Source organism: Selenomonas sp. oral taxon 126 (assembly GCF_001683335.1).
Taxonomy (GTDB): Bacteria; Bacillota; Negativicutes; order Selenomonadales; family Selenomonadaceae; genus Centipeda.
In genome coordinates, this window is record NZ_CP016201.1 from 127628 (window position 1) to 143793 (window position 16166).

Annotated in this window: 10 protein-coding genes; 1 reads left to right on the top strand and 9 read right to left on the bottom strand. The window is 58.1% G+C overall.

Annotation, left to right across the window (positions count from 1 at the left end; all coding sequences use genetic code 11):
* Position 1: 1 nt before the first annotated feature.
* A complete protein-coding gene (locus AXF19_RS00565; RefSeq protein WP_066849920.1) occupies positions 2-841 on the bottom strand; it encodes an ankyrin repeat domain-containing protein in 840 nt (279 codons plus the stop codon).
* 155 nt (positions 842-996) lie between these two features.
* Here AXF19_RS00565 and AXF19_RS00570 point away from each other — a divergent pair, with 155 nt between their 5' ends.
* Complete coding sequence (locus AXF19_RS00570; RefSeq protein WP_066843642.1) at positions 997-1509, top strand: nitroreductase family protein; 513 nt, start codon at positions 997-999, stop codon at positions 1507-1509.
* A gap of 74 nt (positions 1510-1583) precedes the next feature.
* Here AXF19_RS00570 and eno read toward each other — a convergent pair whose 3' ends face one another.
* From eno to AXF19_RS00610, 8 genes are all read right to left on the bottom strand, one after another.
* The gene (gene eno / locus AXF19_RS00575; protein ID WP_066843644.1) at positions 1584-2888 is read right to left on the bottom strand and encodes a phosphopyruvate hydratase; all 1305 of its coding nucleotides are present in this window, start codon (positions 2886-2888) and stop codon (positions 1584-1586) included.
* A 496-nt stretch (positions 2889-3384) separates the two neighbouring features.
* Positions 3385-4164, bottom strand: coding sequence for a ZIP family metal transporter (locus AXF19_RS00580; protein ID WP_066843646.1), 780 nt, complete (start codon positions 4162-4164; stop codon positions 3385-3387).
* A gap of 178 nt (positions 4165-4342) precedes the next feature.
* On the bottom strand, positions 4343-5014 hold the full coding sequence (locus AXF19_RS00585; RefSeq protein ID WP_066843656.1) for a response regulator: 672 nt from the start codon (positions 5012-5014) through the stop codon (positions 4343-4345).
* Between the two features lie 38 nt (positions 5015-5052).
* Positions 5053-6339, bottom strand: coding sequence for a type II secretion system protein GspD (locus tag AXF19_RS00590; protein ID WP_066843659.1), 1287 nt, complete (start codon positions 6337-6339; stop codon positions 5053-5055).
* Positions 6340-6345: 6 nt separating this feature from the next.
* A complete protein-coding gene (locus AXF19_RS00595; RefSeq protein WP_066843665.1) occupies positions 6346-6891 on the bottom strand; it encodes a hypothetical protein in 546 nt (181 codons plus the stop codon).
* A 73-nt stretch (positions 6892-6964) separates the two neighbouring features.
* Entirely contained in the window at positions 6965-8413 is a 1449-nt protein-coding gene (locus tag AXF19_RS00600; RefSeq protein ID WP_066843667.1) for a glucose-6-phosphate isomerase, read from the bottom strand.
* Positions 8414-8440: 27 nt separating this feature from the next.
* Positions 8441-9796: a phosphomannomutase/phosphoglucomutase gene (locus AXF19_RS00605; RefSeq protein WP_066843670.1), complete on the bottom strand. Its 1356-nt coding sequence runs from the start codon at positions 9794-9796 to the stop codon at positions 8441-8443.
* A 246-nt stretch (positions 9797-10042) separates the two neighbouring features.
* The gene (locus AXF19_RS00610) at positions 10043-16144 is read right to left on the bottom strand and encodes a beta strand repeat-containing protein (protein ID WP_066843673.1); all 6102 of its coding nucleotides are present in this window, start codon (positions 16142-16144) and stop codon (positions 10043-10045) included.
* Positions 16145-16166: the final 22 nt, after the last annotated feature.

Consider the following 16166-nt stretch of genomic DNA (forward strand, 5'->3'; position numbering starts at 1 on the left):
ATTACTGCCTAACGTATGTCTGGAGGAAGCGCGCGCTGTCAAGATCGTTGCGGGCGATGCAGTAGTCCACCGCCGTCTTGCCCGACGCATCACGAACCGCAGGATCTGCGCCCGCATCGAGCAGCATTTTGAGGATATTTTGACGCTCACCCGCCGAAATATACATCTGTGCAAAGTAGGTGAGCGGCGTTGTACCGCCGTTGCTTGTCACATAATTCACATTGATGCCCTGTGCGATCAGATAGCGCATGACATTGAGATCATCGGACGATGTACCGAGGGTAAAGAGTGCGTTGTAAAAGCCGTAACCATAGCTCCACGAAAGCCCATTGATATCCGCCCCCCAGTTGTGCAGATATTGGACGAGCGCGAGATCGCCCTTATCCGCTGCTGCCACGAGATAGGAGTGCGTGTGGTTTTCTCCGCGATCGAAGACATAGCCCTGCACATCTGCGCCGCGCTCGAGAAGGAACTGGATTGTCGTGCGATTGTTCATGTACATCGCACGTCCAAGAGGTGTCGTGTCCTTTCTCCTGTAGTAGGCGTTGATATCGACGCCCTTGTCGAGCATCAGCTGCATCGTATTGTAATCCGCCTTCTCGATGGCGAGAAAGAACATATTCTCATCTGTCGTGAGGTCGCGGTCAATGTACGGCGTCGTGATCTGCCCCGGGATGTAGATTACAGGGCGCGTGCCGGGCGCAGCCGTGGGCTCTGTCACGGCGGGTGAAACAACGGGTGCATCCGCAAAGAATACGCCCGCAGCCTCTGCCGACGGCAAAAATGCACCGCCTGCGGCAAGGACAGCCGCCGTCATCGTTGCTGTCATGAATGCTTTCATAGGAAATTCCCCCTCATCTGAAATACATTTGCACTGATAGTAATTCGTTGCGCACATTCTATTTCCTCCATATCAGCCCAATGTTCCAAAAAATCCCGCCTCTTCCTGCGATTTATGTTATACTTTAAAAAGAAACCATAGGAGGAGGAAATACAATGGAATTCAATGAGCTCATTCAGGAGCGGTTCTCCTGCCGCGCACTCTCGGATGCGGAGATTCCGCACGCGGCAATGGATCGCATCATCGAGGCGGCGCGCGTCGCACCGACGGCTGTCAACAAACAGCCGTTCAAGATCTGGGCAGTCGAGAGTCCCGAGGCGCGCGCAAGACTCGCGGAGACTACGAACTACACCTTCGGCGCGGGCGTCTTCCTCGTCGTCGGCGGCAAGCGTGAGGACGCATGGGTGCGCCCCTACGACGGGCGGAACTTCGCCGACGTGGACGCCTCCATCGTCGCGACCTACATCATGCTCGCGATTCACAACGAGGGGTTGCGCTCGACATGGGTCGGGCATTTCGATGCGCCGAAACTCAAGGAGGCATTCCCTCAGATGGCAGACTATGACCTCATCGCCATCTTCCCCATCGGCTATGCCACAGAGAAGGGCGTCCCCTCCCCCCGCCATACGCAGCGCAAGTCTGCTGTGGAGATTGTGGAAGTGCTTTGATCTGTGGCGTATCCCACGCGAACCTAAAAATCCCCCGCCGCAGCGGGGGATTTTTAGGTTCGTAGCAGAACAACTTACTTCGTGAAGTTGAACGCGCGCTTGCCCGGATAGATTGCGCTGCCGCCGAGCTCTTCCTCGATGCGGAGGAGCTGGTTGTACTTTGCAACGCGCTCAGAGCGGGACGGTGCACCCGTCTTGATCTGCCCCGTGTTGAGTGCAACCGCGAGATCGGCAATCGTCGTGTCCTCGGTCTCGCCCGAACGATGCGACGTAACCGCCGTATAGCCCGCCTTGTGCGCCATCTTGATTGCCTCAAGTGTCTCGGAAACAGAGCCGATCTGGTTGAGCTTGATGAGGATGGAGTTGCCCGCGCCGAGCTCGATGCCCTTCTTCAGACGCTCCGTATTCGTGACGAAGAGGTCATCGCCGACAAGCTGAACCTTGTGGCCGAGTGCCGCCGTCATCGCCTTCCAGCCGTCCCAGTCCTCCTCATCGAGACCATCCTCGATCGAGTAGATCGGGAACTGATCGACGAGGGACTCCCAATGCTTGATGAGGTCATCGGACGTGAACTTCTTGCCGGACTTCGGCTGATGGTAGAATCCCTTGCCCTTTTCCTTATCTTTCCACTCGGAGGACGCCGCATCCATCGCAAGGACGAAGTCCGCGCCGGGCTTGTAGCCGGCATTCTCGATTGCCTTCAGGATGTGCTCGATCGTGTCCTCATCGGAATCGAGGTCAGGCGCAAAGCCGCCCTCGTCGCCAACCGCCGTCGTCTTGCCTTCCTTCTTGAGAAGGGACTGGAGGGAGTGGAACACCTCAGTCGACCAGCGCAACGCCTCGCGGAACGTCGGAGCACCTGCGGGCATAATCATGAACTCCTGCGTATCCACAGAGTTCGTCGCGTGCGCGCCGCCGTTCAGGATATTCATCATTGGTACGGGCAGGACGTTCGCCTGCAGACCGCCGAGGAAGCGATAGAGCGGGATATCCTCGGACTTTGCTGCTGCATCCGACGCTGCAATCGAGACCGCGAGGATCGCATTCGCGCCGAGCTTGGACTTATCCTTCGTGCCATCCACATCGAACATCGCCTGATCGACTGCATAGATGTCGCTCGCCTCAATGCCGATGAGGGCGGGCGCAATCTTCTCGTTTACGTTCTCAACAGCCTTGGAGACACCCTTGCCGCCGAACTTCGACTTGTCGCCGTCACGCAGCTCGAGCGCCTCGAACTCACCCGTGGACGCGCCCGACGGGGACGCACCACGGCCGATCGTGCCGTCCTCGAGCACAACCTCCGCCTCAACGGTCGGATTGCCGCGCGAGTCGATGATCTCACGACCGATAACCTGAGCGATTCTTAAGTAATCACGCATGAATATTCCTCCTCATCACCAAACAAAGGGAGCATCCCCTCCGAATACGCCGCTCCATAGAGCGTATTCTCCTTCTCGCTATTATACGATTTTTTTTCTCAAAAAGCAATGCAGGAGGCGCGCACAGACAGTCTGATCTGAGATATTTCTGAGAATTTTTCAAGAAACGCGATCGTCCTCTGCAATCCAAAACCTTTTCGAGATTTTTTCATTCTTAATATATCTTTTTTTGTATTGTGTGACTTGGGTTACAAAATTTTCAAAAATAATATGATATAATACAGATATCAACGGGGAACACGAAACGTCCTCCCCGACATTTTCCCCCGTTGATCATCCCTCTATAGGAACGTCTCCCTGCGTTCCTCATTGTAAGGCAAATAACCCTTACATCCCATTTCTCAAGCCGCAGGTTTTTCCCGACCTGCGCGCATCCCTTTCCAGGAAAAAGAGCCGCTTGGCACCCCGCCAACGGCTCTTTTTCTGTATTCTTTTTTCATCCGAGTGCAACGTCGAGCATCATCATGAGCGAGAAGCCCGCCGCAAACGAAATGACACCCACATCCGAGTGCGCGCCCTCACTCATCTCCGGAATCAGCTCCTCAACAACAACGTAGAGCATTGCGCCTGCGGCAAACGCGAGCGCGTAGGGCAGAATCGGCACGATGAGCGCCGTTGCAAGAACCGTGAGCGCACCGCCGATCGGCTCGACCGCCCCCGAGAGGACACCGCCGCCGAATGCGCGCCACTTCCCCATTCCCGCTGCACGCAGCGGCATGGAGATGATCGCGCCCTCGGGGAAGTTCTGAATCGCAATGCCCAGTGAGAGCGCGAGCGCCGCGCCGAGCGTAATGCCCTCACTGCCGCTCAGCCAGCCCGCATAGATCGCGCCGACCGCCATCCCCTCGGGGATGTTGTGGAGTGTCACTGCAAGGCAGAGCATCGTCGTTCGCGAGAGGCGGCTGTGCGGTCCCTCCGCTTTCTTTGCATTCATGTGCAGATGCGGGATGATGTGATCAAGCGCAAGGAGGAAGAGTGTCCCTGCCCAAAAGCCCACAACGGCAGGTACAAACGCAAGCTGCCCCATCTCCGCAGAGCCCTCCATCGCGGGGATCAGGAGACTCCAAATCGACGCCGCGACCATCACGCCCGCAGCAAAGCCCGTCAGCCCGCGCTGCACATTGCGGTTCAGCGCGCCCTTGAGAAAGAAGACGCAGGCCGCACCGAGTGCCGTTCCGATGAACGGTATCATCAAGCCTTGGAAAATTTCCAGCATAAATTTCACCTCATGCCGGATATTATAGCACGTTCCTTTTTTATCGACAAATGATAATTTATTTCATCGATTTGCTTGTAATATGCCTTGGTCGCTTTCTGACTGAGTCTGGTATACATTTTGTCCTTCTGTCCAACAGAAACGGCTCGCATCATCATCGCGTGCGAGCCGTTTTGTATTACTCCAACGTAACAATCTTGTTCTTGAGCACGTAGACAAGCGCCTGTGTGCGGTCGTTGACCTTGAGCTTGTGGAAGATGCTCGTCAGGTGGTTCTTGACGGTCTTTTCGCTAAGTCCCAAAGCCTTTCCGATATCCTGATTCGAGAGCCCCTTCGCAATGCAGCCGAGCACGTCCATCTCACGCGGGGTGAGGCGTTCGCCGCGGCTCTCGTCCCAGATTTCCTTTGCCATGCGGCTGACATCGCCGTAGACCGCCGCACTGCCGAAAAGCCGCTCTGCGAGCTTCGGATAGACGAAGGGATTGCCCTCGTTGACCATGTGGATTGCCTTGATGAGGACGTTTGGCTCGACATCCTTCAGCAGGTAGCCGAGCGCGCCATTCTTCAGAAGTTCGAGGACGTAGTTGTCGCTGTCGTGGATCGTGAGCGCAATGATCTTCGTACGCGAGCGCGCCTGTTTCAGCTGCTTCGTGACATCGAGTCCTGTCAGCCCCGGCATGTTGATGTCGAGAAGGAGGATGTCGGGCTTGAGCATAAGCGTGCGCGCGAGGGCTTCCTGACCGTCCTCGGCTTCACCGACCACCTCGAGATCATCCTCGAAGTTCAGCACGCGCTTGATCCCCTGCCGCAAGAGTGCGTGATCGTCTGCAAGTAATATCCTGATTGCCACTGACATCTCCTCTTTTCCATGCATCCTGCTATGTATATCTATTCTTCATCCAACACGTGGGCTGTGAGAAAAATCATAAGTTCGGTCTCGGTCTTGCTCGTCCGCACGGAGCGGAAGAACGCGCCGAGTATGGGTATGTCGCCGAGAAACGGTATCTTTGAAAGCGAGCGTGATTCGTCGCTGTCGATGAGCCCGCCGATCACCATGGTTTCACCATCTTTCAGACGAACGGTTGTATCTGCACTCCGCTTTTGAAAGCGGTATGCCTTGAGATCCTCGACGTAGACGGGCGTACTGACCTCCGTATGCACGCGCGCAACAATGTTGCCGTCTTCGGTGACACGCGGCGTATAGCGCAGGATGATCCCCGCCTCGCGGTAGTCGATGCCCGTCGTTGTGACAGTGTTCGAGGTCGTCGTGCGCGGCACAGGCACCTCCGCGCCAATGTTGATGAGCGCCTCATGCCCCTGCACCGTGGTGATGTTCGGACGCGCGAGCATCTTTGCCCTACCGTCCGTGATGAGTGCGCGAATCGCCGCAGAGTAGTAGAACTCGAAGGGAACGCCCTCGGGTCCTCTGCCAAAACGGATGATCCCCGGTGTATTCGTTCCGCCCATCCCCGTATTGCGCTCGCCGACCTGCCAATGCCCGTCAGTGCCGCGTTCGGTTTTCGGATACTGCGGGATACTCGACCACGACCAGTCGACGCCGAGCTCCTTCGCCGCCTGCTTTGAGATGGCGATGACACGAGCCTCGAGCGATACCTGCTGCGGAGCGACATCGAGTGCGGAGATGATTTCGCGCACGGAAAGAGCCTCAGATTCCGTCCCGTAAAAGAGAAGCGTATTCGTTGCCCGATCGACGAGCACGCGGCGCTGTGTATCAGAATCTGAGCCCTCATTCAATCTCTCTTCATTATTTTTCGACACTATTGCCCGTTTTCCTTCACCCGTCAGGGATAAATTTACAGCATGTGCCAATTCCTCGGGGTCAGCATAGCGCACGATATAGGAGTGGACGCGCCGGTTCTCCGTGCGCACGTCTGCGGAAAGTGCAAGGAAGACAGCCCCGTGCTGCTCGATGTGGATGCCGCGTGCAGCGGCAATGAGGCGCAGCACCTCCTCCCCCTCGCCCGTCAGATGTGCCGTCACCGAGCCCGTCACAGCGTCGTCGATGATGAGCGGAAGATTCGCCATGCGCGCAACGGCGAGCAGAACGGAACGCACATCGCCGGCTGTCACGTCGATCGTCACAGGTGCTGCGGCGGCAGGCAGTGGCAGGAACAGCATCCACAGGAGCGCAGCCGTCATCATCCATCGTTTCATACAGTTCTACTCCCTTGTCACTGTAATGCTACCCGATGCTGCATCGAGCGTTGCGGATCGATCCGTCAGTTCTCGGAGTGTATGCCCCTGCCATGTCTCCCCGACGGCGAGCGCCGCACTCTCCGTCCCCTTGGCGAGGATGGCGATACGCACACCGTTCGCATCCGTCACCACGCCGCGCAGGACGAGCGGCTCCGGAGGGTGTGCGGGAGGAGTGCTTGCAGATGTGGACGGAAGCTGTGCCAGTGAAGCAGGCTGCACCGGCGGCTGTACGTCGCCCTTGGCGTTTTCCACGGGTGGGGTTGTCTCCGCAAGCGTCTCATGCGCATACGAAAACGGATTGCGTAGCGACATTTTCTGCGCCGCTGCCGAGAGTCCTGCGATCTCCGGCGCGGGCGGCGGCGAGGTCTCCTCTCGGAGTGTGACGACAGTCTCCGGCTCATCTGTCCACAGGAGCGCAGTGCCACTGACGGCGAGCAGGAGGGCTGCGCCGATGAGCGCCAGCTGCCGTGCAGACAGTTCGCCGAGATATGTGCGCCACGTGTCGATCACAAGAACCTCCTAAACATAGAAAGGGACTGCCGCAGCAGCCCCTCCCCTCATGAAGACATTTGCCTCCGAAAATTTATCCCTTCAACGCCTGGAGCTTCGGTCCCATGATGCGCTTGTACGCCTCCACGCCCGGCTGATCGAATGCGTCCACATCCGCGAGTTCGCCCTCGTAGGCAATGGACATCGCGAGCAGATAGAGCAGCTCGCCGAGATGATACGGCGTCAGCTCCGGCAACGCAAAGACCGCACTGTAGCGCTTGTTCGACGCGAGTGCGTCCGCGTTCGACTGACGTGCAACCTCGAGCGCCGCCCCCATCGTGACACCCGCAATATCCGCGAGCTTCTTGACCTCGGGGAATGCGTTCGGAATCACGAGATCGTCCGCCCACTTGTCGATGCGGATGAACTGCACGACCTTGTTGAGCTTGCCCTCCTGATGCTGCTGCGTCTGCGCGTGCATATCCGTCGTACCGACCGCAACGACAGGCGTACGCCCGTAGCAGACTTCCTTGCCCTCCTTGTTGAACTGCTTGCCGAGCGACTCGGCGAGCAGCTGGATGTACCACTCGGAGACGGATTTCAGATAGTCACCGTAGGGCATCATGATCTCGATGTCGCGCCCGTGCTTCTCCGATGCCGCAAATTTCAGCGCAGCATTGAGCATGGCGGGATTCTGCCAGAGATCGTCGCTTTGGCACGCCGCATCCATGTCACGTGCACCCGCGAGGAAGCTCTCGATGTCAAAGCCGATGCACGCGGCGAGCGTGAGCCCGACCTCGGTGAAGACCGTGAAGCGTCCGCCCACGCCGTCCGGCACGGCGAACTGCTTCCAGCCCATGTCCATCGCGAGCTTCTTGAGCAGCGTTGGCTTCTCCTCGTTCGGGTCAGTGACAGCGACCACCTCGACCTCGACGTTGTCCGCCTTCATGAACTCATCGTACATGACCATGAAGTTGGACATCGTGTCGAGCGTGCCGCCCGACTTCGAGATGACGAGGAGCATGATGCGCAGCGGCCCTGCCCCGTTCTTCTTCTTGATCTGCGCGACATCCCTCAGATGGTTGATGATGTCGCCCGTGCGGCGCGGGTCAATATTGTTGCCGCTGAAATAGATGCGCGGATAGTTGTCGCGCTGCTCGTTCGAGAGCGAGTTCCAGAGTTCGCCGCAGTGCACATCGAACAGCACCTTGTTCCCGAGGAACGAGCCGCCGATGCCGAGCGAGATCACGACATCCGTGTTCTCCTGCACGTGCTTGCCGAGCTCCTTCAGCCGCGCAATCGACGAGGGCGAGTTGATATGCCCCTCCTCGATGTAGGGCGTCTGTGAGAACAGCACCTTCTCCGGCTCGCCGTCCTTCGAGAGATGCGCACGGATAAAGCCCTTTTCGCGCATGACCTTCATCGCCTCATGCGCCTTCTTGAGATCCTCTGCGTAGAATGCGAGGTCGGCGTCCGTCACCTTGCCCTCGCCGTAGAGATTGTCATAGTCAAATGTAAATCCGGATTTCAGTACAAGACTCATCAAAAACTCCTTCCTGTACCAGAACTCTTAGGCACGAATCTCTGCCAGCAGCTCGTCCGTCTTCTCCTTGAGCAACGCCTCATCCTGCCGCGTTTCAACGTTCAGACGGATGACCGGCTCCGTGTTCGACATGCGCAGGTTAAAGCGCCATTTGTCGAACTCAATCGAGAGGCCGTCCACCTTTGTCACCTTGCCGCTCGCACCGTACTTCGCCTCGATGCGGTCCATGACCGCCTTTGCGTCCGCGACCTTGCTGTTGACCTCACCCGAGGTTGGGAAGCGATCCATGCGCGCCTTCATCAGCTCGGAGAGCGTCTTGCCGCCCGATGCACTCATCAGCTCCGCCACGAGCAGCCACGGAATCTGACCGCTGTCGCAGTAGGAGAAATCGCGGAAATAGTGATGTGCGCTCATCTCGCCGCCGTAGATCGCATTGACCTCGCGCATCTTGTCCTTGATGAATGCGTGGCCGCTCTTGCACATGACGGGCTTGCCGCCGAGACTCTCCGCAATCTCAATCGTGTTCCAGACGAGGCGCGGATCGTAGATCACGCTTGCCCCCTTGTTCTTCTTGAGGAACGCCTCCGAGAGGAAGCCGACCATGTAGTAGCCCTCGATGAAGCCGCCCTTTTCGTCAAAGAGGAAGCAGCGGTCGAAGTCGCCGTCCCATGCCACGCCGAAATCCGCGCCCGTCTCGCGCACGACCTTTGCCGTCGCCTCGCGGTTCTCCTGCAGGATCGGGTTCGGCACGCCGTTCGGGAAATTGCCGTCCGGCTCGTTGTAGACCTTGACGAGCTCGAAGGGCAGGAACTTCTCCATTGCGTTGATGATGGGACCTGCCGCGCCGTTGCCCGTGTTGACGACGATCTTGTACGGCTTTAGTTTGCTCACATCGACATAGGTGAGGATGTGCTTCACATACTCATCGAGTATGTCCACCTGCTCGATCTTGCCGGGCGTCGCTGCGGGTGCAGGATAGGTCTCACCGACCGCCATCGCCGCAATGTCCTTCAGCCCCGTATCGCTCGAGATCGGACGCGACTCTTCGCGCACGAACTTCATGCCGTTGTACTGCTTCGGATTGTGGCTCGCCGTAATCATGATACCGCCGCCAAGGCCGAGATGTGCCGTCGCGAAGTAGATCATCTCCGTGCCGCACTGCCCGATGTCGACAACATCGCAGCCCGCCTCCGTGAGCCCCTTTGCGAGCGCATCGCGGATCGCGGGTCCCGAGAGACGGATGTCATGTCCGATCGCAACCTTCTTCGCGCCGAACAGCGTGGGGAAACTGCGTCCAACGCGGTAAGCGAGCTCCTCGTTCACCTCGTCGGGATAGATACCGCGTACATCGTATGCGCCAAAACCTTTGTCTGTCACTGCCATGTAACGTCCCCTCCTCCATGGGAAGCCCCCTCGGCATCCCATAAACACCCCTGTCTCCCACCTGCGGCAGAACCATCGGGGCATAACAAAACACTAAAGAACATAAATAGATATTCGCCGTCCTTTCCTTCTTTTCCTCTCTCCTGCATCAAAATCTTACGAACTTTTCTTGTGTTTTTTATAAAAAACAGGGGCTGCCGCACGAGGTTTTTCAACTTCGCGCAACAGCCCCATCCTATAGCCCGTTTACATCTCTACGGTAATTGCATCCTCCTTTGCGTTTTCTGCCGACATATCTGCATTTTCCGCCTGCTCCTGCATGGCGAGCGCCTTGCCGTCCGTCGCAGAGACACGCAGTCCGCCAAGCGCGGCATCCATATTCTGCCGCAATGCACGACCCATGAAGTCAACCAAATTCTCCCGCTGCGAATAAACGAAGCGATAGTTCGAAAGCGCAAGCAGATTGCCGTTGCTCTCCTGCCGGTTCGGTCCCGTGAAGAAGATGTGCATCCACCCCTGTGCATCAGAGCCGCGCCACGCATCCAGGTTGGAGCGCGGGTTGTTCCTGTTGACATCATTCCAGTAGGTCACGGGGTTGCCGTCGATCTGCGGCGGCGTGCCGTAGATGCTCGTCTCCTGTCCTGCGTAGGAAATGTCCGCCCTGCCCTCGATAAAGAGTTTGTCAAAGCGCACCCTGCCGCCGGATATCTTGAATTTTGCTTTGTTCGCCCACAGCCGCTCAAAGCGAACGCCTGCGCTGCCGCCCAGATCGAGATTGCCCATTGTGAAATTGTCAATCGGCCGATCGTCACGCGCACCGCTCGGTTCGATGGAGAGCATTCCATCCGCTCCCTCGCGAACACGGACGTTATCAAGATTCATATCCGCCCCCTGAACGATCATGCGGCGTTCCGCAATGATGTTTTCGAGGTTCATCTTCTTGCTCTCGTCTTTCAGCATGACGGCGACAAGCGCGCCGTTGATCTCATAGACATGGATGTTGCCGTGTGCAAGGCCGACGCGGACATCGCGGTCTGCGTAGATGCGATGCAGGTCAACATCGCCTTCGCCGCTGTTCGTGATGGTGACGTTGCCGATTCCCTTGGCATCGGCTTTCACGGAGACTTTTGCATCGCCGATCTGCTTGATGTCGCCCTTGGTGGCAACCGTCGCTTTGATGTTTCCTCCTGTGCTGTGAATATCGCCGCCAAAGAGCATATCGCCGTTCTTTGTGGCGAAGGTAATATCCTTGCCCGCCGTCAGTCCTTTCTCGAGTTTGATTGTGCCCTGTGTCCCTGTGGAGACGGAGGCCTCCTTGCTCGCATGGACTGCGCCGTGGCTGTGGATGTCGCCGTCCTCAGCACGGAGTTTTACGGTGTCAGCGGAAATGCTGCCCGTCTCCATCTCCTTTTGGGAATGAAGGTCGGCTGCGCCGCCTGCTTTGACATCATTTGCCTTGAGGGATGTCCCCGCGGTCAGAGTCGCCTTGCCGCCCGCCGTGACGTTCTGTGCAGTGATCTGTGTGCCGGCGTTCAGCGTCGCCGTACCTCCTGCCGACACATTCTGTGCCGTGAGATTCGTACCTGCGTTCAGCGTTGCCGCCTCTTCTGCCGTCACATTCGCTGCCTTGAGGTCAGTACCGGCTTTGAGCGTTGCCGCTTTTCCTGCCGTGACATTCTTTGCCGTCAATGTATCGTCGGTTTCAATCGTCAGCGTGCCATCCGCACGAACATCGCCGCCAAGCTCTGCCGCATGGGCTTTGAGCCGACCGTCCGCCTTCGTGTAGAGCGTTGCTCCCTCCTTCGTTATGATGTTGTTCTTCGCAAGAATCGTAAGATCCTTATCCGAGGTCAGGTTGCCATTGAATTTGGCATCGTGACCCGCGTCGATCTGCGTCATGCCATGCGACGATATTGCGCCATTTACGGTAAGATCGTTGGTTGCATGCGCCTTGAGGTCGCCGTCCGTCGTCACTGTGCCGTCAATCGCTGCGTCATGACCCGCGTCGATCTGCGCCATGCCGTGCGAGAGTATGGCGCCGCGCACCGTGAGATCGTTGATCGCGCGCGCCGTGAGGTCGCCGCCGGTCGTCACTGTGCCGTTTATCGCTGCATCATGACCCGCTGTCAGCTCCGCCTTGCCGCCCGCCGACACATTCTGCGCCGTGAGGTCAGTACCCGCATGGAGTGTTGCCGCACCTCCCGCTTTCACATTCTGTGCCGTAAGGTTCGTACCCGCGTTCAGCGTCGCCGCACCGCCCGCCGTAACGTCACGCACGGACAGGTTCTTTCCTGCCGTCAGTGCGGCATCCTTGCCCGCCGACACGTTCTGCGCCGTGAGGTCAGTGCCCGCATTGAGCGTCGCCACACCTCCTGCCATGACATTCTTTACCGCGAGTCGCTCATCGGTCTCAATCGTCAGCGTGCCGTCCGCACGAACATCGCCGCCAAGCTCTGCGCTGTGGGCTTTGAGCCGACCGTCCGCCTTCGTGTAGAGCGTTGCTCCCTCCTTCGTTATGATGTTGTTCTTCGCAAGAATCGTAAGATCCTTATCCGAGGTCAGGTTGCCATTGAATTTGGCATCGTGACCCGCGTCGATCTGCGTCATACCATGCGACGATATTGCGCCATTTACGGTAAGATCGTTGGTTGCACGCGCCGTGAGGTCGCCGTCCGTCGTCACTGTGCCGTCAATCACTACGTCATGACCCGCGTCGATCTGCGCCATGCCGTGCGAGAGTATGGCGCCGCGCACCGTGAGATCGTTGATCGCGTGCGCCGTGAGGTCGCCGCCGGTCGTCACTGTGCCGTTTATCGCTGCATCATGACCTGCTGTCAGCTCCGCCTTGCCGCCCGCCGACACATTCTGCGCCGTGAGGTCAGTGCCCGCATGGAGTGTTGCCACACCTCCTGCCGACACATTCTGCGCCGTGAGGTTCGTACCTGCGTTCAGCGTCGCCGCGCCTCCTGCCATGACATTCTTTACCGCGAGTCGCTCATCGGTCTCAATCGTCAGCGTGCCGTCCGCACGAACATCGCCGCCAAGCTCTGCCGCATGGGCTTTCAGTCTGCCGTTTTCTTTGGTATAGAGATTTGCTCCCTCCTTCGTCACGATGTTGTTCTTCGCAAGAATCGTAAGATCCTTATCCGAGGTCAGGTTGCCATTGAATTTGGCATCGTGACCCGCGTCGATCTGCGTCATGCCGTGCGACGATATTGCGCCATTCACGGTAAGATCATTCTTTGCACGCGCCTTGAGGTCGCCGCCGGTCGTCACTGCGCCGTCAACAGCGATGTCTTTATCCGCTGTCAGCTCTGCGCTGCCTGCGGCATCCATGTCGCCCCGCACCGTGAGTTTATCATCGGTATGCAGGCGCACGTCGCCCGTCGCAGCACCCGCCTTCACCGTCTTGACGGCGCCGGTTGTCAGCGCGCCTTTCTGCATGATGGTGACGTTGCCTGCTGCTGCAAGATCCGCCACCGTCATCGCGCCCGTATTCACAATGTGGACGCTGCCGCCGACCATATCGCCGGAGAGCCCCGCCATCGTAAGAACAGGGAATCTGTTCTGCGTGCCGAGGAGACTGACCGCACCATCCGACTTTACGCTCAGCGTATTGCTCTTTATGCTGCCGCTTTCGCTCTGCGTGATGCCATTCTTCGCGGAGAGATTGACGGTCTTTGCCGTGATCGCGCCGTTCGTGAGCGCAATACTGCCATCGCTCGATGTGATGTTCGTTGTTTCTTCCGCCGTGAGCTGCGCGGCTTTGTCGTCTGCCTCCTTGAGTTCCACTTTGTTGACCGCGCTGACCGAGATGTTCCTGCCTTTCAGTCCGCCGAGCAGGAGCGATCCGCTGTCTTTGCTCGCGATATGGACATCATGCGTACCTGCATTGGCAAAGAGGAGGCTCTCTGAGGCGATGCGGATGCCGTCTGCCGCCGTACCGAGGTCGCCCGCATCCGAGGTCAGCGTGATGCGTCTGCCCTTGATGTAGCCGTCGGTTTTGCCGGCCTCGTTCGTCATGCGCATTCCCTTGGAGGCGGTCAGAACGACATCGCCGTTGCTGCCGACCGACTGAATGGTCAGCAGACGCGCCGCATCCTGTTTGATATAGATACCGCCCGACGCATTGGCGTCGAGCACGCCGCTCGCGTTGATGAGCAAATGTCTGTCTGCCCTGCCGATGCCGCCGTTGCCGGCGCGCAGGGAGAGGTTCGCCGCCGTGATGGCTGTATCGCCGCCATAGATGCCTTTGTCGCCCTGCAGATCGACGTTCCCCTTGGAGGCGACGGTGCCGAGGTTCAGCGTGCTGTCCTTGCCGAGAACGTAAATGCGTTGATCGCCGTACAGATTGAGCTTGCCGCCGTCACGCATCTGTACCTTGACGGGACGCGTACGCGTGATCTCTACACCGCTCTCCGTCCAGCGCAGCTCGCCCGCGCGTGCATTCGAGAGCGCACGCAGATTCTCCTCCTGCATGAGGTCGGCATTGGCGATGCTTTTCTTTGTACCGTCCTCGCCGATGCCGCGATTTGCGCCCGCTGTGAGCGTGATATTGCGCCCGACGATGTTCGGTTCCTTGACCTCTGTGACCTGGCCCGGCGTCGAGTTGATGACACTGTTTTGGATGGCATAGCGCAGCCCGTTCGCACTCCATCCGTAGCTCTTGCTCTCATCGAGCGTCTTGTAGTCGCGGATGAAGGTGCGTACCTTGTCCACCTCTGTCTTTGAATGCTCCGACGTCGGGACAATGCCGCGGTCAGCAAAGAATTTCTCCTCTGCTTTGCCAATGGTGTTTTTATACGCCTCCTCTGCCGACCAGCCCGCTTCGTGCGAGGCTTTCAGCTCGGCAATATATGCCGCACGTGCCTTCTGTATGTCCGCATCCGTGCGGTACGCCTCGGAGATGCTCTGATAGTTGTTATAGAGCGCCTCCACCTGTGCATCTGTCGCTCCTTTCGCGCTCATCTCCCGCGCGGCCACCTTGCCGAGCCTCCGCAGCCCCTCGAGACGTTCCTCCTTGGCGGCGGCTGCGGCGTGTGTGCTTTCGTTTGCCGCATCGCTTCCATGCGTCAGCCCGAGCTCTTTCCAACGCTTCATGCGTTCATCTGCATCAGAGAGCGTTCCCTCCTCCGCCACGGCGTCGATGATCGAGCCTTGCTCCGCCGTGAGATGTACGTCACCATTTGCACTGCTGATCTTGCCAACTCTCAGATCGCCATTGGTCTGTTTCTGCGTCAATGTGATGTTGCCATCCGCCGTCACGTCAACTCTGCCCTCTGCCCAAACGGGAAGATCGACTGCCGCCGTGCTCGTGAGCGTGATGTTCGCGCCCTTCACGGCAGGGTTGGCGCCCTGTGCCGCACGAATGCTGCCATTGGCGCGAATGCGTACATCCGAAAGCGACGATGCGCCCGCATATGCCTTGACGATCTGTACGTCGCCGCGCTGTGCGGTAAAGTCGATCGCGCCTGCCGTTGTGGAAAGCTCGACCTTCGATACTGCATCCGTATTCGCTGCGCTCTGCACGAGATTCATGCCCTGTGCAGCACTCGCCGTCAGGTTGTTCGTGTAGGCGATGCCGTTGTTCCCACGGCTGCTCTCGATCCTGCCCGCATCCGATTTCAGATTGACGGCATAGTCACGATTCGTCAGATTGCGGATGGCACCGTTCAGGACGAGATTTCCCTTTGTATGCACGTCCACATTGCCCTGTTCGTGGCTCGTGAGGAAGTCCACACCGATCGTGCGGTCTGCCGCGACGTGATAGGTGTTGTTCGTATCGGTCGTTTTTCTGGTGTTCCACTGTAAGAAGTAAATGCCATACCCGAGGAATTTTCCCGTTTTTCGATCATCCATCTTCGGCGTGCCATCCTCGTTATAGAGACGATTGCCGTCCTTATCTTCCAACCATTTACCGTAATACTTCGTACTGTCGGGCGGGTCGGGGAATGGGTTGCTGTCCGACGAATACACATTGCCGTCTACCCGGAACTCTTTGCTCGTATCGCCCTCGCCGAAATAGGCGCCGTTCGGGAGCGTATCTCCTGCACTGCGCTCCACCGTGGTAATGCGCGTTGTGCCGTTTTTGATATTCTCCTCTTTCATGGCTTCCCCAACCACACCGGTCGGAATCAGCCCCCACGCAATAAAGCGGCTGCCGTAGCTGTAGTGCTTCTCTGTCGTATGACCGCTCCTGCCGCCCGTCCAGTTGTAGGTCAGCCCCGCCTTCGGCGCGTACTGCGCCATGCCGTTTGCCTTTGTGACTGCACTGAAGGCAGGCTTATCCTGCTCCTTCGTACCGATCGCATAGGAGCGGTACGTGCCGTTGCTCAAATACTCGGTCATTTTGCCCGTATTGCGATCGGAG